A 16,354-nucleotide genomic window follows, 5' to 3' on the forward strand; every position below is an offset into this window, starting at 1 on the left:
CGAACGCATTCCGAATTGGAGACTGAATATGGCCACCGTCGCCGTCACCGACGCCACCTTTGACTCCGAAGTCCGGCAGTCCGCCATCCCCGTCGTCGTCGATTTCTGGGCGGAATGGTGCGGCCCCTGCAAGCAGATCGGCCCGGCGCTCGAGGAGCTGTCGGAGCATTACGCCGGCAAGGTCAAGATCGTGAAGGTGAACGTGGACGAGAACCCTGATTCGCCGGCCCAGATGGGCGTGCGGGGGATTCCGGCGCTGTTCATGTTCAAGGACGGCCAGATCATCTCGAACAAGGTCGGCGCGGCCCCGAAGGCGGCGCTGCAGAACTGGATCGAATCCGCGATCTGATCCCGTCACCGGGACGGATCACGGGGGCGCCTTCGGGCGCCCTTTTCGTTGCGCCGGTTGCGGGCGGCGGGCCGTGCCGCCATATAGGACCGGACGAACGGAGGGCTTCGATGGCGGACGAGAAATTCCCCGGCTGGCACGGCACGACGATCATCGGCGTGCGCAGGGGCGGCGAGGTCGTTGTCGCGGGCGACGGGCAGGTGAGCCTCGGCCAGACCGTGATCAAGGGCACCGCGCGCAAGGTGCGGCGCCTCAGCCCCGGCGGCCGCGACGTGGTCGTGGGCTTCGCCGGCTCCACCGCAGATGCTTTCACGCTGCTGGAGCGGCTGGAGAAGAAGCTCGAAGCCGCGCCCGGGCAGCTCACGCGGGCTTGCGTCGAGCTGGCCAAGGACTGGCGCACCGACAAGTACCTTCAGAAGCTCGAGGCGATGCTGATCGTCACCGACGGCACGACGCTTCTCGTCGTCACCGGCGCGGGCGACGTGCTGGAGCCGGAACATGACGTCGCCGCCATCGGCTCGGGCGGCAACTTCGCGCTCGCCGCCGCGCGGGGGCTGATGGAGACTGATCTTTCCGCCGAGGAGATCGCGCGGAAGGCGATGGCGATCGCCGCAGATATCTGCGTCTACACCAACGGCAACCTCACCGTGGAGACGATCCGTGGCTGAGGAGCCGAAGACCTTCGGCCCGACCGACCTGCGCGCGGCCGTCGCCGCCGGGATCGTGACCGAGGCGCAGGCGGCGGCCGTGACCGCGCTCGCGCATGGCCGGGCGGGCAAGCGCAGGGCGCTGCCGGCGGAGGACGAGCCCTTCGAGTTCTTCAAGGGCTTCGCCGAGATCTTCGTCGCCTCCGGCCTTGCGATCCTGCTCGGCGGCCTCGGGCTGCTTCTCGGCGTGATCGGCGGCGTGACGATCCTGATCCTGATCCCGGCGATCATCGCCGCAGTGGCCTGGTGGATGGCCCGGTATTTCACGCTGAAGCGGCGGATGAACCTGCCGTCGATGGTGCTGATCAGTGCCTATTCCGGCGGAATCTATGTCTCGGCCCTGACGCTTCTCGGCCAGATGGACTTTGGGCTGAAGGGCGTGGCCTTCGCCTCGGCCGCCATCGCGGCGGGCGCCGCGGCGCTTTGGTTCCGCCGCTTCAAGCTGCCCTTTGCGATGTTCGTCTTCGGCGCCTTCGCCCTCATGGCGACCTACGCGCTCTTCACCCGCTACAACCCCGGCGGCGGCTTCGGCAACCTCGACGCCTGGGCTCAGAGCTTCTTGCCGCGGGCGAACCTCACCGCCGCGTCGCTCGTCTTCGGCATCGGCGCCTTCCTGGGCGCGATGTGGTTCGACATGAAGGACCCGCACCGGATCGGGCGGCATTCCGCGACCGCGTTCTGGCTGCACCTTCTGGCGGGCGCTGCGCTGGTGAACTCGATCGCCGGCAATATCTGGGGCGCGGGCGGCCCCGGGTCGATCCTGCCCACATCTGCGGCACTTCTGGTCTTCGCATTGATCGCGCTCGTCATCGACCGCCGCTCGATGCTGACGGCCGGCATCGTCTATATCGGCGCGGTGATCTACTGGGCGGTGGCGGGCGACGGCTTCGCAGATGCGATGGACTGGGCCAAGATCCTGATCATCCTCGGCTCCTTCTTTACCGTGCTCGGCACCTGGTGGGTGCCGCTCCGCGCCGCGCTGATGCGCGCGCTTCCCGCATTTCCCGGCAAGGACCGGCTGCCGCCTTACTCGGAGACCCCATGACCAACCTCACCCCCCGCGAGATCGTCTCGGAACTCGACCGTTTCATCATCGGCCAGAAGGACGCCAAGCGCGCCGTCGCGGTGGCGCTCCGGAACCGCTGGCGCCGCAAGCAGCTTTCGGACGACCTGCGCGAGGAGGTCTATCCGAAGAACATCCTGATGATCGGCCCCACGGGCGTCGGCAAGACCGAGATCTCGCGGCGGCTCGCGAAGCTCGCCAGGGCGCCCTTCCTCAAGGTCGAGGCGACGAAGTTCACCGAGGTGGGCTATGTCGGCCGCGATGTCGAGCAGATCATCCGCGACCTGATGGACACCGCGATGATCGAGACCCGCGAGCGGATGCGCGAGGAGGTCAAGGCCCGCGCCCACCAGGCCGCCGAGGAGCGGGTGATCGAGGCGATCGCCGGCGCGGACGCCCGCGAGAAGACGCGCGAGATGTTCCGGACACGGCTGAAGAAGGGCGAGCTCGACAACACCGTGATCGAGCTCGAGGTTGCCGAGGCCGCGCCGCAGATGCCGATGCTGGACCTGCCGGGCCAGCAGGGCATGGGGATGATGAATCTCGGCGACATCTTCGGCAAGGCCTTCGGCGGACGACGTACCCGCAAGAAGCTGACCGTGGCCGAAAGCTACGATCTGCTGATCTCCGAGGAGGCCGACAAGCTTCTCGATGACGAGGCGGTCAAGCTTGCGGCGCTCGAGGCTGTGCAGGAAAACGGCATCGTCTTTCTCGACGAGATCGACAAGGTCTGCGCCCGCGCCGAGACCCGCGGCGCCGATGTCAGCCGCGAGGGTGTGCAGCGCGACCTCCTGCCCCTGATCGAGGGCACCACCGTCAGCACGAAATACGGGGCCGTGAAGACCGACCACATTCTCTTCATCGCCTCCGGCGCCTTCCATATCGCCAAGCCCTCGGACCTCCTGCCCGAACTGCAGGGCCGGCTGCCGATCCGGGTGGAGCTTCGCGCGCTGACGGAAGAGGATTTCGTCCGGATCCTCACCGAGACCGACAATGCGCTGACCCGGCAGTATTCGGCGCTGATGGCGACCGAGGAGGTCACGGTGGACTTCTCCGAGGACGGCATCCGGTCGCTCGCGCACATTGCCGCCGAGGTCAACCGCAGCGTCGAGAACATCGGCGCGCGGCGGCTCTATACGGTGATGGAGCGGGTTTTCGAGGAGCTGTCGTTCACCGCGCCGGACCGGGCCGGGGACAAGGTCACGGTCGATGGCGATTTCGTCGAGAAGAACCTCGGCGACCTCGCCCGCTCGGCCGATCTCAGCCGCTATGTGCTCTGAACCGCTGGCGGGACCCGGCGGCTTTGACTATTGATTTCGCGTGGCAGATGCAGGCGGGCAAGGTGCGGATCGTAACGTCTATTCTGGTCGTCCTGGCGCTCGCGGCCTGCGAGCCGCGCGGCAGTGTCGTGGTCAACCAAGCCGCGGCGAGTTCAGGCAGGATAGAGACGCTTTTTATCGGCACGACCCGCGGCGCCGACCCGGCAACCGGTGAGGCGTTCGGCAAGGTTCGCAGCCCGGAGACACGGTTCGTCCGGCTCGACGTGGCCATTCCGCCGCAACATGTCGCCGGAGAAATCTCCTGGCCCAAGCCGAACCGCCCCGCCGATCCGGCGACGGATTTTGTGGCGGTCCAGCAAGAGATCTATCCGGACGCGGGGAGCTTCCGCGCGGATCTCGGCGCCGCACTTGCCCGCAACCGGCGCGAACAGCGCGAGGCGGTCGTCTTCGTCCACGGCTTTAACAACAACTTCGCCGAGGGCGCCTATCGCCTCGCACAGATCGGCGCCGACATCGGCATCGAGGGCACGCTCGTCCATTACTCCTGGCCATCGCGGGCCAATCCGCTCGGCTATGCCTACGACCGGGACAGCGCGCTCTTCGCGCGTGACGGGCTCGAAACGCTGCTGCGCGAGGTTGCGGCAGCAGGCGCGGAGCGCATCGTGATCGTCGCGCATTCCATGGGTTCGTCGCTGACGATGGAGACGCTGCGCCAGCTCGCGCTCAAGGACGAGGGCAAGCTGCTCGACCGGGTGTCGGGCGTGATGCTCGTCTCACCCGACATCGACGTCGACGTGTTCCGCGCGCAGGCTCAACGGATCGGCGAACTGCCGCAGCCCTTCGTGATCTTCACCTCAAAGCGGGACAAGGCTCTGGCCCTCTCGGCACGGCTCACTGGGCAGCGCGACCGGCTCGGCAATGTCGGAGATGTTGCGGAGCTTGCGGATCTCAAGGTGACGCTGCTCGACACCACCGCGTTCTCCGAGGGATCGGGCCATTTCAACCCCGGCGAATCTCCGGCGCTCATCGCGATTCTCGGCCAGCTCGCCGATGTCGACAGCGCCTTCGCGCAGGACCGGACGGGCCGGACGGGGCTGCTGCCCGGCGCGGTGCTGACGGTGCAGAACGCGACACAGGTTGTGCTGTCCCCGGTGACCGCGATCTCGCAGATCCAGCCCTAGAAGCGGCGCAGGTAGACGTAAAAGGCGCCGCCGCCGCCGTGCTTCAGATGCGCGGGAGCGATTTGCAGCACAACCGCGCCAAGGGGCGGTTGGGTCAGCCAAGTCGGCAGCTGGTGACGCAGTACGCCCATCCGCTGCGGGATCGGACCGGGATCGTCGCGCATCTTGCCCTTGCCTGTGATCACCAGCACCATCCGCTTGCCCGCCGCCTGCGCGTTGAGGATGAAACGGATCAGCTCGGGATGAGCCTCGGCCAGCGTCATGCCGTGGAGGTCGATCCGTGCCTCGGGCTGCAGCTTGCCACGCAGCATCTGCTGGTGCGTGCGCCGGTCCATCCGCAAGGGCTGCGCCGCGAGCCGCTCTTCAAGCGCGGGAACGAGGTCATGCGCCACCGAGAGAGGTCGCGCCGTCTCGCCGATGCGGAAATCCAGAGGGGTCGGATGCGGCTTTCGCGGCTTCGGCTTCGCCTCGGCCTCGTCCGGTCTCACCTTGCCGGGCCGCATCGCGCGGGCCGAGGCGGCGACGCGGCTCCAAAGCTCCTTCTCCTCCGGGCTGAGCCCGCGCGGGCGGCGGCTCACCGGGCAAGCCTTTCGGCCATTTTACGCGGCAAAAGCGTCACTAACCTGCCTGAAATCCGCATGTCGCCGGCCCGGTGCCCGGCCTCGATACCGGTGCCGCAGAAGATGTCGCCGCGCTGCGCGCCCTTGATGGCGCTGCCGGTGTCCTGCGCCACCATCAGCGTCGCGAAGTCGCCACCCTCGACCCAGACCGGGGCCCCGAGCGTAATATGCTCGGGATCGACGGCGAGGCTGCGGAGCGCCGTGACCGGCCGCCCCATCGCACCGATCGGGCCGCTGTCGGGCGGCAGGTCAAGTTCGCGGAAGAAGACGAAGGAGGGGTTGTGGCGCAGCAGCGCCGGGGTTTCGTCCGGATGCGCCCGGCACCAGGCGCGAATGCCGTCGGCGGTGATGCCATCATCCGGCCCGCCCGCGCCGCGGCGGGTCAGCTCCTGCCCGATGGAGCGGTAGGGTTGGCCGTTCTTGGCGGCGAAGCCGAAGCGGCGCACGGATCCGTCCTCAAGTCGCACCCGCACCGAGCCCTGAACCTGGGCAAGGAAAGCTTCGACCCGATCGGCGAGCCACACCAACTCGCGCCCGGCCAGAAGATCGCCCGCCTCGATTTCGGCCCGGTTGAACCAGGGTTGGTTGGCGGGCAGATCGGCGGGCGGCGCGTAGAGCGGATGGTCGAAGCCTTCACCCCTTCGGGCGCGGCCCTCGATCTCGGGCTCGTAGTAACCGGTCAGGAGGCCCGGCAGCGCGCCGATCTCGACCGGCGTGAAAGAGGCCTCGAAGAAGGCGCGGGCATCGCCACTCGCGGGCGTGGGCCAGTCGGCGCCGATGAGGTCGGCCGTCGCGGCATAGGCGGCGAGGGCCGCGGCATGGTCGTCCGCCGCCCAGCCGGGAAGGCCGGAGAAGTCGAGCAGACTTGCCGCGCGCATCACTCGCCGGTGGCGACGAGTTGCCAGTTGGGATCGTTTTGACCCATCTTGCGGGCGAAGGTCCAGACGTCGCGCTGGCGGCGCACCTCGTTCGGATTGCCCTCGACGATCTCGCCGGACGCGTCGCGCGCCGCCGAAATGAGCTCGCTCGCGAAGCGCACCGTCACCTCGGCCTCGCCGGTACGGCGGTCAAACTCCGCCCGCTGCACCGACACCTCGCGGGTGCCCATGAACTCGGCCGTCACCGTCAGCCCGCGCGAGGCGCGCGTGGCGACGACTTCGGCCAAAGTGTCATAGACTTCCTCGGAGAGGAACGGCTGCACCTTCGACAGGTCGCCCTTCTCGAAGGCCATAAGAATCATCTCGTAGGCGCCACGGGCGCCGGTGAGGAACTCCGACACCGAGAAGCTGGGCTCGACCTGCTTCATCGCGGCGAGTGCGCGCGCGGCATCGCTGCCTTCCTCGACATGGTCGGTGATGTCGCGGTCCGGGCCGCCCTCGATCACCTCGAACTTGCCCTTGCGGGCACCGGGCAACGGCGCGGTCGACGGCGGCTTCTCGAAGCCCTCGCGGGTGCCCAGCACACTCCGCAACCGCAGGATCAGGAAGATCGCGATCCCGGCAAGGACTAGGAGCTGGATAAGGGCATTGGACATTTCGCTGCGCCTCTGATGCCGCAGCACGGACTGCGGCAGGGTTGGTATATTTGCTTCGTTCCCCCTATGTAAGTCACGGGTGGGGTCAAGTCCACTCCACGGACCGGAAAGGAGAGGCCCATGTGGCTGCTGATCGCGTTCCTCGCGGTACCCATGATCGAGATCGGCCTGTTCATTCAGGTCGGCGGCATCATCGGCATCTGGTGGACGCTCGCCATTGTGCTCGCAACCGCGATCGCGGGCAGCTTTCTCGTGCGGATGCAGGGCGCGCTGGCGCTCGCGCAGCTGCGCGGCGCGCTCGGCGAGCTGCGCGACCCGACCGAACCCATCGCCCACGGCGCATTGATCCTTTTCGCCGGCGCGCTTTTGCTCACGCCGGGCTTTTTCACCGACACGGTCGGCATCCTGCTCCTGATCCCGTCGGTACGGGCGGCGGTGCTGCGCTATCTTGCCGCGCGTGTGCGGGTGGAGCGGTTCACCGTCGGCGGCATGCCGCCCCGGCGCGAGCCGCACCGGCCCGACGTGATCGACGGCGAGTATCACGAGATCGACTCCGAGCGGCCGATATCGGACCGTCCCTCGGGCTGGACCCGGCATTGAGGCCCGCGGGCCAAGGTGCTACACCAGCGGCCAACCGGATTTCCTTGGGAGAATTGAACATGGCCGAGAACGGCAACGGGGCTGCAACGACGGAAGCGCCGCAGGTGAAGATGAGCGTGCTGGGGCAGTTCATCCGCGACATGTCCTTCGAGAACATCGTGGCCCAGAAGGGGATCAGCGCCAGCGAGGTGACGCCCGAGATCCAGGTCCAAGTCAGCCTCGACGCCCGCAAGCGCGCGGTCGAGAACCAGTATGAGGTGGTCTCCAAGTTCAAGGTGACCTCGACCAACAAGTCCGACAAGTCGCCGCTCTTCCTGATGGAGCTCGATTACGGCGCGATCTTCCATGTCGAGGGCGTGCCGGAGGAGCAGTTGCACCCGTTCCTCCTGATCGAATGCCCGCGCATGGTGTTTCCTTACGTCCGCCGCATCGTCTCGGACGTGACGCGCGATGGCGGTTTCCCGCCGCTGAACATCGACACGGTCGATTTCCTCGCGCTCTACCGCCAGGAGCTCGCGCGCCGCGCGGCGGCGCAGAAGGCGGCTGAACAGCCGTCGTGACGGCGGCGGCCGATCTCATCCCGACCTGGATCGAGGGGCGGCTCGCGCCCTTCGACAAGCTCGGCGCGCATCTTCGGGGGCTGCGGCACAAGGCGGTGTCGGTGTTCCTGATGGAGGGCGACCGCGTGCTGATCCAGCGCCGGGCGCTCGGCAAGTACCACACGCCGGGGCTCTGGGCGAACACCTGCTGCACCCATCCGCATTGGGACGAGGCGCCGGTGGACTGCGCCAGCCGCAGGCTGCGCGAGGAACTCGGCATCGAGGGCGTGGCGCCGATCTTCGCCGATCAGGTCGAGTACCGCGCCGATGTCGGCGGCGGCATGACCGAACACGAGGTGGTCGACATCTTCACCGCGCGGGCGCCGAAGGGGCTGACCGTCACCCCTAACCGCGACGAGGTGATGGAGGTGCGCTGGATCACCCTCGCCGATCTCGTCGCCGAGGTTGCGGCGTCGCCGGATCGCTTCACGCCCTGGCTGCGCATCTACCTGGCCGAGCATCGCGCCCGGATCTTCGGCGCCTGACCTGGCCCCGGCGGCCGGGGGACGTCGCGTCCCCCGGACCCCCTGCGGAGTATTTGCAGACAGAAAGTGGGGTCAGTCGACCTCCATCTCCTCGACGAGCACGGCCCAGGCGGCGCCGTGCATGTCGCGGTCGGGGCGCGTGCCCTGCACGGCGGGGCGCGGCAGCGAGAGCTTGACGACGTTCAGTTCGGCGATGTCGAAGCGCTTGATCAGTGCGGGATCGGCGCGGAAGCGGGCGGCGATCCTGTCTGTTTCAAGGCCGGTCGAGATCCGTTCGAAATCGACCCTGTTCCGGCAGAAAATGTCGATCGTCAGCCAGAACGGGCCGGCATTCTTGGAGCGTACCTTCGCGGCGATCTGGCCGATCTCAACCATGGCCGACCTCGTCGGTGACGATGCGGAACGGCGCCATCGGGTCGTCGAGCGCCATGACATGGTGCAGGCAGAACTCGTAGAGGGCGCCGCGGCTCATCTCGGCGGGCGAGAAGGGGAAGGCGAAGGTGGGCATCGGCTCGTCCTCGGTCAACGCATGGTGCAGGAGATAGGGATTGAGGATCTTGCCGATCTCGGCGGCCTCGGCTTCGGAGGGCGCGGTGGCGATGGCGAGGACGCCGATTTCGGCGGGGACCGGACCGGGGGGTTCCAGGGGGCCGAGCGTGGCGTCGCGGCCGATGAGCCTGAGTTCGATCTCGAAGGCGTCGGCGGCAAGACCCATCCGCGCGCCCACATCCGCGCGCGCGCGGGCCGCGACTTCGGCCGCCCAGCCAGTCGCGTTCGCGACATAGCGGCGGTCGCGCAGGAGCGTCAGGCTGACGGTCTGGTATCCGGCGATGCGGGCGCCTTCGAGTTTCACGGTATAGGGTCCCGGCCGCCAGACCGAGCCCTCGACCCGCACCCTACGGTCGTCGAGCGCGGCATAGGTCGCATCAGTGACGTCGAGAACGCCGCCCGGTTCGTAGAGGAGGAACGGGTCGGAATTCTCGTAGAGCATATGCGCCGAGACCGTGTAGGGCGTGGCACGGGCGGAAGGGGCCATGGGGTCGACGGTGAAGCCGGTGCCGTCGAAGGTGATCAGGATCGTGCCCGAGGCGGGGTGAGTGGTGGCAAGCGCCCCGCATTCCCCGATCTTCGCGCCGTGCCAGGCGGCGCCCCCATGACAGCCCCGCGCGATCGGCAGGGCGGCGATGATCGCCGTGTCGGTGGTCCGGCCGGCAATGACGATGTCGGCGCCGGTGGCGAGTGCGGCGGCCACCTGCTCGGCGCCGGCGAGGGCGACGATATTGCTGCAGGCGCGGATGGTGTCGGCGTCGATCCCGGGCGCGGCGGGCAGGTCGGTGATCCGGCCTGCGTCGAAGGCGGCGGCGATCTCGGCGGGGTTCTGGCCGGAATAGAGCCGGGTCACGGTGAGTTTCTGGCCCAGCTCCGCCGCCAGGTCCCGGGTGATGTCAAAAAGCCAGTCGACGGTGGCATCGGCCCCGCAGGTGCCCGCCGTGCCGATGATCAGGGGCACACCTGCCTCGGCGCGCGCCTGCATCAGGTCGCGCCACTCCGCCCGCGTCGTGGCGCGGGAGTATTTCGACGCGGCCCGGCCGAGATAGGCCGGGCCACTGTCGGTCGAGCCGCCGTCGACGGCGATGATATGCGGCTTCGCCGCGATCCCGCGCGCCAGCGCCGCTCGGTCATAGCCGAGGCCCAGGGCGCCGGTCGGGATCAGGACGCGTGTCTCTTGCATCAGTCCACCAGCTCGTCGGCGTCGCGGATCTCGGGCTTCTTCAGTATCCCGCGCAGGAAGATCGGTGCGACAAACCCGGCAATGGCGGCAATCCAGAGGCCGATCGAGATCGGCGAGGAGAAGAGGAAGGTCCAGTCGCCGTCCGAGATCACCATCGCGCGGCGCAGGCTGTCCTCCATGTGGTTGCCGAGAAGGATGCCGAGGATCACCGGCACGGTCGGGATGTCGAGCTTGCGCAGCACGTAGCCAAGGGCGCCGAAGGCGATCATCAGGACGAGGTCGAAGTAGCTTCCGGTCAGCGAGTAGATGCCGACGAAAGAGACCATCGTGACGCCCGGCAGAAGCACCCAGGCCGGCACGGTCAGGACCTTCACGAAGATCTTCACCATCGGCACGTTCATCACCAGAAGCACGATATTGGCGATGAGGAGCGAGGCGATGAGACCCCAGACCACCTCGGGCCGGTCGGTGAAGAGCGTCGGCCCCGGCGTGATGTTCAGCGTCATCAGGAGCGCCAGGAGCACCGCCGTCGTCCCCGACCCCGGCACACCGAGCGTCAGCATCGGCACCAGCGCGCCGCCGGCCGCGGCGTTGTTGCCGGCCTCGGGCGCGGCAACGCCCTTTGGATTGCCCTTGCCGTAGCTTGCCTTGTCGGGGTCGGCCGCCTTCTGCGCCACATAGGCCATAAAGGAGCCGAGCGAGGCGCCCGCGCCGGGCAGCACGCCCGCGAAGAAACCGATTACGGTCGAGCGCAGCATCGCGCCGGTCGAACCGACGATGTCCTTCACCGGGATGGTGATCTTCTCCAGCTTGACACCGATGGCGCTTTCCTTGCCGTGGCTCTCGATGAAGAAGAACACCTCTGCGATGGCGAAAAGCCCGACGATGGCGACGAGGAAGTCCACCCCGTCCATCAGGTGCAGGTTGCCATAGGTGAAGCGCGGCATGCCGGACGTGTTGTCGAGCCCGATCATCGCGATGCCGAGCCCGATGCAGGAGGCGAGCGCCGCCTTGGCCTGGTTCTTCGAGGCGATGCCGCCGAGGGTACAGAAGGCGAGGAGATAGAGCGCGAAATACTCCGCCGGGCCAAAGAGATAGGCCACCCGCGCCAGCATCGGCGCCATGATCGCCAGCCCGATCGTAGCGATGAAGGCGCCGACGAAGGACGCCACGCCCGAGATCACCAGCGCATCGCCGGCGCGCCCCTGTTTGGCCATCGGATAGCCGTCGAGCGTGGTCATCAGCGCCGGCTCGTCGCCGGGGATGTTGAGCAGGATCGAGGAGATCCGCCCGCCATACATCGCGCCGTAATAGACGCTCGTCAGCAGCACCAGCGCCGAGGTCGCATCAAGGCCCATTGTGAAGGCCAGGGGAATGAGGATCGCCACGCCGTTCGACGGGCCGAGGCCCGGCAAGGCGCCGATGATGGTACCGACGAAGGCGCCGATCACGGCAAGCATCAGCGTCCAAGGCGACAGCGCGATCGAGAAGCCGAGCGCGAGGTTGGAGATAAGGTCCATGACGTTGTCTCAGCCCATGATGACCTTGGGCAGGCCGGTGAGGCTGAGCCCAAGGAGGAATTTGAAGACCACGTAGAGCCCGGCCGAGAGGCCGAGGCCGGAGAGGATCGCGGGCAGGGGTCGCGGACTGATCTGGTAGCTCAGGATCGCCGCGACGATGGCTGTCGGGATGAGGAAGCCCAGGGGCTTCAGCATGTAGGCATAGGCGACGAGCGCCAGGAGCGCGAAGCCGAGCCGGCCGAGCGTCGGCAGGTCGGGCCATTCCGGGTCCGGATCGGGACGGATCACCATGTAGAGGCCGCAGATCGCGCCAATCGTGCCGATGATGTAGGGGAAGGTCTTCGATCCCACCGGGTCGGCAAGGAAGCTGACCTGGATCTGCGTGGCGCTGGCGACATAGGCCAGCGCCACGAGGATCACGACCAGACCGAAGATCCGGTCGCCGGTGATCACTGGATCACTCCGATTTCCTTGGAAAGCTCGGTCGTGTCGGCCACGACCTGATCGATCCAGCTCTGGAAATCGTCGCCGACCTTGGTGAAGGGCGCGAGTCCGTTCGCCGCCATCGCCTCTTTCCACTCGGCGCTGTCGGCCACGGCCTGAAGCCGCCCGGCCCATTTGGCGAAGGCCTCGTCAGAAATGCCCTTCGGCACATAGAGTCCGCGCCAGTTCACCGCGACGACGTCGAAGCCCTGCTCCTTCGCGGTCGGGATGTCCTCGAAGCCCGGCACCCGCTCCTCGGTCAGGACCGCGAGCGCCCGGACCTCGCCCGACTTGATGAAGCCGACGATCTCGGACATGTCGCCGGTCATCGCCTGGGTGAAGCCGCCGACGGTCTGGGTGATCGCGTCGGCGCCGCCATCGACGCCGATATACTTGACCTTGGTGATGTCGGTGAAGCCGCCGGCCTTCAGCACCTGCAGGGGCTTCATGTGGTCGAAGCCGCCCGCCGCCGATCCGCCCGCGAAGGCGACCGAGCCCGGATCGGCCTTGACCGCCTCGACGAGATCGCCGAGCGTCTGGAACGGGCTGTCGGCCGCGACCACGATCACGCCGGGATCGGCGCCGATCGCGCCGACGAAGCGCACCTGATCGGCGGTCGCCCCGCCATAGGCGTTCTGCGCGAGCCGCGTCGTCGTTGCAGAAGATGCGGCGATGATGAGGTCCTCGTCGGTGTTGCGCTCGTTGACCACGGTCGAGAAGGCGAGCCCGCCGCCCGCACCGGCCATGTTGGTAACCTGCACCGGCTGGTCGACTTGACCGATGTCGAACAGGATCTTGCCGACCTGGCGGCAGGTGAAGTCCCAGCCGCCGCCCGGATTGGCCGGCGCGATGCATTCGGTCGCCCAGACCGACGAGGCCGCCATGAGACCGATCGCGGCGCTCGTGCCGAACACCTTCATTGCCCTGAATGTCATGTATTCCTCCCGTGTGTGTTTTCTTTCCGGACACGCACGCCAAAGCGGCGCGGTGCCGATCCCCTTGCAAGACCCACGATTCGCTGAAAAGCTGACAGCAACCTGTCACCAGGGGGTGGGTGCCTTGCGCTTCCTTCTCGTCGAGGACAATCCCGATCTGGCACAGTCGGTTGCCGAGCGGCTCCGGCTTGACGGCCATGCGGTCGATCCCGCCGCCTCGCTCGCCGAGGCGGGCGACTGCCTCGCGGCGGCATCCTACGACCTCATCCTGCTCGACATCTCGCTGCCCGACGGCGACGGCCGCGACTTCCTGCGCCGCGAGCGCCGCTCGGGGCGCGATACGCCGATCATCGTGATGACCGCGCGCGCGGAGGTGTCGGACCGGGTCGACGTGCTCGACCTCGGGGCGGACGACTACGTCACCAAGCCCTTCGATTTCGCCGAGCTTGAGGCCCGCTGCCGAGCCGTGCTGCGGCGGCGCGGCAATGCGCTGCAAACCGTGCAGCACTATGCCGGGCTCACCTTCAACCCGCTCAACGCAAGCCTCGTCGTCAGCGGCGAGATGCGGGAACTTAGGAACCGCGAACTCCGGCTTCTCGAAATCCTTCTCGCCGCGCCAGAGCGCATATTTTCGAAATCGCAGATCTGCGACCGGCTGTTTTCCTACGCCGAAAGCGTCACCGACAACGCGATCGAGGTCTATGTCGCGCGGTTGAGAAAGAAGCTCGAAGGCTCCGGCGCGCGGATCGAGACGGTGCGCGGCCTCGGCTACCGGTTGACCGCGGAATGAGGCGCGCACCGCTTTCCCTACGCCTCAGGCTGGTCCTGCAGCTTCTGGGCATCGCCGCCGTGCTTGCCATCGTTCTCTATTTCACCGTCCGCACGGTCGCCGACCAGGCAGCCGAGGCGAGCCAGGACGGCGTGCTCGGCGCGGCGACACTGGCCATCGCCGAGAGCCTGCAAGGCGGGGATGACGGGGTCAGCGTCGATCTGCCCTACGAGGCCTTCTCGATCCTCGGCTCGATCTCGGCCGACCGGGTGTTCTACCGGATCGACGCACGCGGGCTCACACTGACCGGGTATGACGACCTGCCGCTACCGCCCGAGGCTGGCGCGGCGGTGGCGCCGGTCTTCTACACCTCGCCCTATCGCGACACCGAGGTCCGCGTCGCCGCGGTCGCCCGCATGGTGCTGGTGGCGCGCAAGCCGGTGCCGGTGCTCGTCATGGTCGCCCAGACCCGGCAGGGGCAGGAGGCGATCGCCCAGCGCGTCGCCCAGCGCGCCGCCGCGATCGGGCTCGGATCCTTCGTACTGGCGGCAGCTCTGTCGCTGCTCACAGCGGGCAGCGTGCTCGGCCCGATCAACCGGCTTGCCGCCGCAGTGGCGCGGCGGGGCCCGCAGGACCTGCGCGCCGTCGATCATCCGACACCGGTGGAGCTCAGGCCGCTCATCACCGCGCTGAACGGCTTCATCGCCCGGCTGCGCGGCGCGCTTGCCCGGACCGAGACCTTCATCGCCGAGGCGGCCCACCATATCCGCACGCCCTTGGCCACGGTCCGCGCCCGGGCCGAGATCGCCCTGCGCCAGAGCCAGTCGGAGGAGATGCGCGAGTCGCTCCGCGCGGTGATCCGCGCGGTCGAGGAAAGCAGCCGTTCAGCGGGCCAACTTCTCGACCATGCCACCGTCGTCGCCCGCTCCGACCGGCTCGCGGACGAAAGCGTGGATCTCGCGAAGCTCCTCGCCGCCCAGGCCGATGCGTTCCTGCCCACGGCCGACCTCAAAGACCTGACTCTGCGCGTCACCGCCGAACCGGCGCGTGTGCAGGGCGACCGCGCCCTGATCGAGGCGGCGCTTCGCAATCTCATCGACAACGCGATCAAGTATTCGCCCCCGGAAACCATGATCGATCTGGCGCTCCGCCCGGGCGATCCGGTGCTGATCGAGGTCGCCGACCGGGGCCGCGGACTGTCGGGCCAGAAACCGGGGCGGCTCACCAAGCGCTTCGCGCGAGGAGAGAACGCGCGCGACGTGATCGGATCTGGCCTCGGCCTGACCATCGTCGCCGAGGTCGCCGCAGCCCATGGCGGGCGTTTTGACCTCACCGAACGCGAAGGAGGCGGCACATGCGCGCGGCTCTACTTGCCCTCGGCCTGATCCTCGGCATCGCCGGCTCGGCCGCCGGATTCACCGTCGAGGAAGAGGTACGCTTTCCCGCGCCCGGCACCGAACGACGCGAGCTGGCAATCCTGTCGACCACCGACACGGGCGTCCTGAAACCGGTGATCGCGGCGTTCCAGAAGCGTTTTCCGGATGTCGAAGTCCACTACACGGTCGCCAATTCGCAGGAGGTCTTCGCCGCGATCCATGACGAGAGCGCGGCCTTCGACCTCGTCATCTCCTCGGCAATGGATCTGCAGATGAAACTTGCCAATGACGGCTTCGCTGCTCCCTACCGCTCTGCCGCCACCGATGCGTTGCCGGGCTGGGCGCACTGGCAGGACCGGCTCTTTGCCTTCGCACAGGAAAACGTCGTGCTGATCGCCTCGCGCCGGGCGATCGGCGGCCTTTCCCTGCCGCAGACTCGGCGCGACCTGATCGACATGCTGCGCGACGATCCCGAGCGGTTCCGCGGCCGGATCGGAACCTACGATCCCGAACTCTCCGGTGCGGGCTACCTTTTCGCCACGCAGGACGCGCGGCAGTCCGACAGTTTCTGGCGCCTCGCCGAGGTGATGGGCGGCCTCGCGCCACGGCTTTACACCTCGTCGAACGCGATGATCACGGACCTGGAACAGGGCCGGCTCGCGCTCGCCTACAATGTGCTCGGCAGTTATGCCGGGCCGCGGCTCGCCAGCGACGACGACGCGGCGGTGGTCGAGCTGGAGGACTACACGCTGACGCTCCTGCGCACCGGGCTCATCCCGGTCGGCGCGCCCGATCCCGCGCTGGGCGGCGGGTTTCTCGATTTCCTTCTCGGCGCCGAGGGCCGGCGGCTCGTCGGCGAGGAGGCCGGCCTGCCGCCGATCGACGAGGTCGCGCTGTCGCGTGGCCCGCATCTCCGGCCGATGCGCCTCGACCCCGGCCTTCTGGTCTTCCTCGACGCGATCAAGCGGCAGGCGTTCCTGGACGAATGGGCTGCGGCGCTTCAGCAGAACTGACCGCGCACAGTGGCAGCGGATGCGCCAAAAGACGCGCGCGTTGTCGGACTGCGCTGGAAATCGCCGATGATTGCTGCAAGGAATGTGCAGGTAAGGCTTTCGGGTGTG

19 protein-coding genes are annotated in these 16,354 nt (G+C 67.8%); 11 read left to right on the forward strand and 8 right to left on the reverse strand.

All coding sequences use genetic code 11. The annotated features are described in order from the left end of the window. Positions 1–28 precede the first annotated feature (28 nt). The 5 genes from trxA (at position 29) to OEZ60_RS08615 (ending at position 4,580) form a co-directional block, all read left to right on the forward strand. Positions 29–349 carry a thioredoxin gene (trxA, locus tag OEZ60_RS08595; protein WP_263335112.1) on the forward strand — a complete coding sequence of 107 codons (321 nt, stop codon included), beginning with the start codon at positions 29–31 and terminating at the stop codon, positions 347–349. 110 nt (positions 350–459) lie between these two features. Continuing rightward, positions 460–1,017 carry an ATP-dependent protease subunit HslV gene (gene hslV / locus OEZ60_RS08600; protein ID WP_263335113.1) on the forward strand — a complete coding sequence of 186 codons (558 nt, stop codon included), beginning with the start codon at positions 460–462 and terminating at the stop codon, positions 1,015–1,017. Further along, complete coding sequence (locus tag OEZ60_RS08605) at positions 1,010–2,101, forward strand: hypothetical protein (protein WP_263335115.1); 1,092 nt, start codon at positions 1,010–1,012, stop codon at positions 2,099–2,101. The genes hslV and OEZ60_RS08605 overlap by 8 nt, the downstream gene beginning before the upstream one ends. After that, positions 2,098–3,399, forward strand: a complete 1,302-nt coding sequence (hslU, locus tag OEZ60_RS08610; protein ID WP_263335117.1) for an ATP-dependent protease ATPase subunit HslU — start codon at positions 2,098–2,100, stop codon at positions 3,397–3,399. The genes OEZ60_RS08605 and hslU overlap by 4 nt, the downstream gene beginning before the upstream one ends. Positions 3,400–3,446: 47 nt before the next feature. After that, entirely contained in the window at positions 3,447–4,580 is a 1,134-nt protein-coding gene (locus OEZ60_RS08615) for an alpha/beta hydrolase (RefSeq protein ID WP_263335119.1), read from the forward strand. Here the strand turns inward: OEZ60_RS08615 and OEZ60_RS08620 are convergent. From OEZ60_RS08620 to OEZ60_RS08630, 3 genes are read right to left on the reverse strand one after another with little or no spacing between them, the layout of a single operon-like run. Beyond that, positions 4,577–5,158, reverse strand: coding sequence for a Smr/MutS family protein (locus OEZ60_RS08620; protein ID WP_263335120.1), 582 nt, complete (start codon positions 5,156–5,158; stop codon positions 4,577–4,579). The two genes, OEZ60_RS08615 and OEZ60_RS08620, sit on opposite strands and share 4 nt — an antisense overlap. Further along, the gene (mltA, locus tag OEZ60_RS08625) at positions 5,155–6,078 is read right to left on the reverse strand and encodes a murein transglycosylase A (protein WP_263335122.1); all 924 of its coding nucleotides are present in this window, start codon (positions 6,076–6,078) and stop codon (positions 5,155–5,157) included. Before mltA ends, OEZ60_RS08620 begins: the two co-directional genes overlap by 4 nt. Then, positions 6,078–6,734, reverse strand: coding sequence for a Tim44/TimA family putative adaptor protein (locus tag OEZ60_RS08630; RefSeq protein ID WP_263335123.1), 657 nt, complete (start codon positions 6,732–6,734; stop codon positions 6,078–6,080). Before OEZ60_RS08630 ends, mltA begins: the two co-directional genes overlap by 1 nt. Before the next feature lie 120 nt (positions 6,735–6,854). On the opposite strand from OEZ60_RS08630, the gene OEZ60_RS08635 reads away from it, so the two are divergent. Genes OEZ60_RS08635 through idi form a run of 3 tightly spaced genes read left to right on the forward strand, consistent with a single transcriptional unit; the run spans position 6,855 to position 8,418 of the window. Then, positions 6,855–7,334, forward strand: coding sequence for an FxsA family protein (locus OEZ60_RS08635; protein ID WP_263335125.1), 480 nt, complete (start codon positions 6,855–6,857; stop codon positions 7,332–7,334). 59 nt (positions 7,335–7,393) lie between these two features. Beyond that, positions 7,394–7,894 carry a protein-export chaperone SecB gene (gene secB / locus OEZ60_RS08640; RefSeq protein WP_263335126.1) on the forward strand — a complete coding sequence of 167 codons (501 nt, stop codon included), beginning with the start codon at positions 7,394–7,396 and terminating at the stop codon, positions 7,892–7,894. Further along, on the forward strand, positions 7,891–8,418 hold the full coding sequence (gene idi / locus OEZ60_RS08645; RefSeq protein ID WP_263335128.1) for an isopentenyl-diphosphate Delta-isomerase: 528 nt from the start codon (positions 7,891–7,893) through the stop codon (positions 8,416–8,418). The genes secB and idi overlap by 4 nt, the downstream gene beginning before the upstream one ends. Before the next feature lie 72 nt (positions 8,419–8,490). Here the strand turns inward: idi and OEZ60_RS08650 are convergent, their stop codons facing one another. From OEZ60_RS08650 to OEZ60_RS08670, 5 genes are read right to left on the reverse strand one after another with little or no spacing between them, the layout of a single operon-like run. After that, entirely contained in the window at positions 8,491–8,793 is a 303-nt protein-coding gene (locus OEZ60_RS08650) for a DUF4387 domain-containing protein (RefSeq protein ID WP_263335129.1), read from the reverse strand. After that, a complete protein-coding gene (locus tag OEZ60_RS08655; protein WP_263335131.1) occupies positions 8,786–10,150 on the reverse strand; it encodes a DUF1446 domain-containing protein in 1,365 nt (454 codons plus the stop codon). The genes OEZ60_RS08650 and OEZ60_RS08655 overlap by 8 nt, the downstream gene beginning before the upstream one ends. Continuing rightward, a complete protein-coding gene (locus OEZ60_RS08660; RefSeq protein WP_263335132.1) occupies positions 10,150–11,670 on the reverse strand; it encodes a tripartite tricarboxylate transporter permease in 1,521 nt (506 codons plus the stop codon). The genes OEZ60_RS08655 and OEZ60_RS08660 overlap by 1 nt, the downstream gene beginning before the upstream one ends. 9 nt (positions 11,671–11,679) lie before the next feature. Further along, positions 11,680–12,123, reverse strand: a complete 444-nt coding sequence (locus OEZ60_RS08665; protein ID WP_263335133.1) for a tripartite tricarboxylate transporter TctB family protein — start codon at positions 12,121–12,123, stop codon at positions 11,680–11,682. Then, positions 12,120–13,088, reverse strand: coding sequence for a Bug family tripartite tricarboxylate transporter substrate binding protein (locus tag OEZ60_RS08670; RefSeq protein ID WP_263335135.1), 969 nt, complete (start codon positions 13,086–13,088; stop codon positions 12,120–12,122). Before OEZ60_RS08670 ends, OEZ60_RS08665 begins: the two co-directional genes overlap by 4 nt. 124 nt (positions 13,089–13,212) lie before the next feature. Here OEZ60_RS08670 and OEZ60_RS08675 point away from each other — a divergent pair, with 124 nt between their 5' ends. From OEZ60_RS08675 to OEZ60_RS08685, 3 genes are read left to right on the forward strand one after another with little or no spacing between them, the layout of a single operon-like run. Next, entirely contained in the window at positions 13,213–13,878 is a 666-nt protein-coding gene (locus OEZ60_RS08675; protein WP_263335137.1) for a response regulator transcription factor, read from the forward strand. After that, positions 13,875–15,242 carry a sensor histidine kinase gene (locus OEZ60_RS08680; RefSeq protein WP_263335139.1) on the forward strand — a complete coding sequence of 456 codons (1,368 nt, stop codon included), beginning with the start codon at positions 13,875–13,877 and terminating at the stop codon, positions 15,240–15,242. Before OEZ60_RS08675 ends, OEZ60_RS08680 begins: the two co-directional genes overlap by 4 nt. After that, on the forward strand, positions 15,212–16,246 hold the full coding sequence (locus tag OEZ60_RS08685; RefSeq protein WP_263335140.1) for an ABC transporter substrate-binding protein: 1,035 nt from the start codon (positions 15,212–15,214) through the stop codon (positions 16,244–16,246). The genes OEZ60_RS08680 and OEZ60_RS08685 overlap by 31 nt, the downstream gene beginning before the upstream one ends. Positions 16,247–16,354 lie beyond the last annotated feature (108 nt).

The sequence above is a fragment of the Albidovulum salinarum genome (assembly GCF_025673475.1).
GTDB lineage: Bacteria > Pseudomonadota > Alphaproteobacteria > Rhodobacterales > Rhodobacteraceae > Albidovulum > Albidovulum salinarum.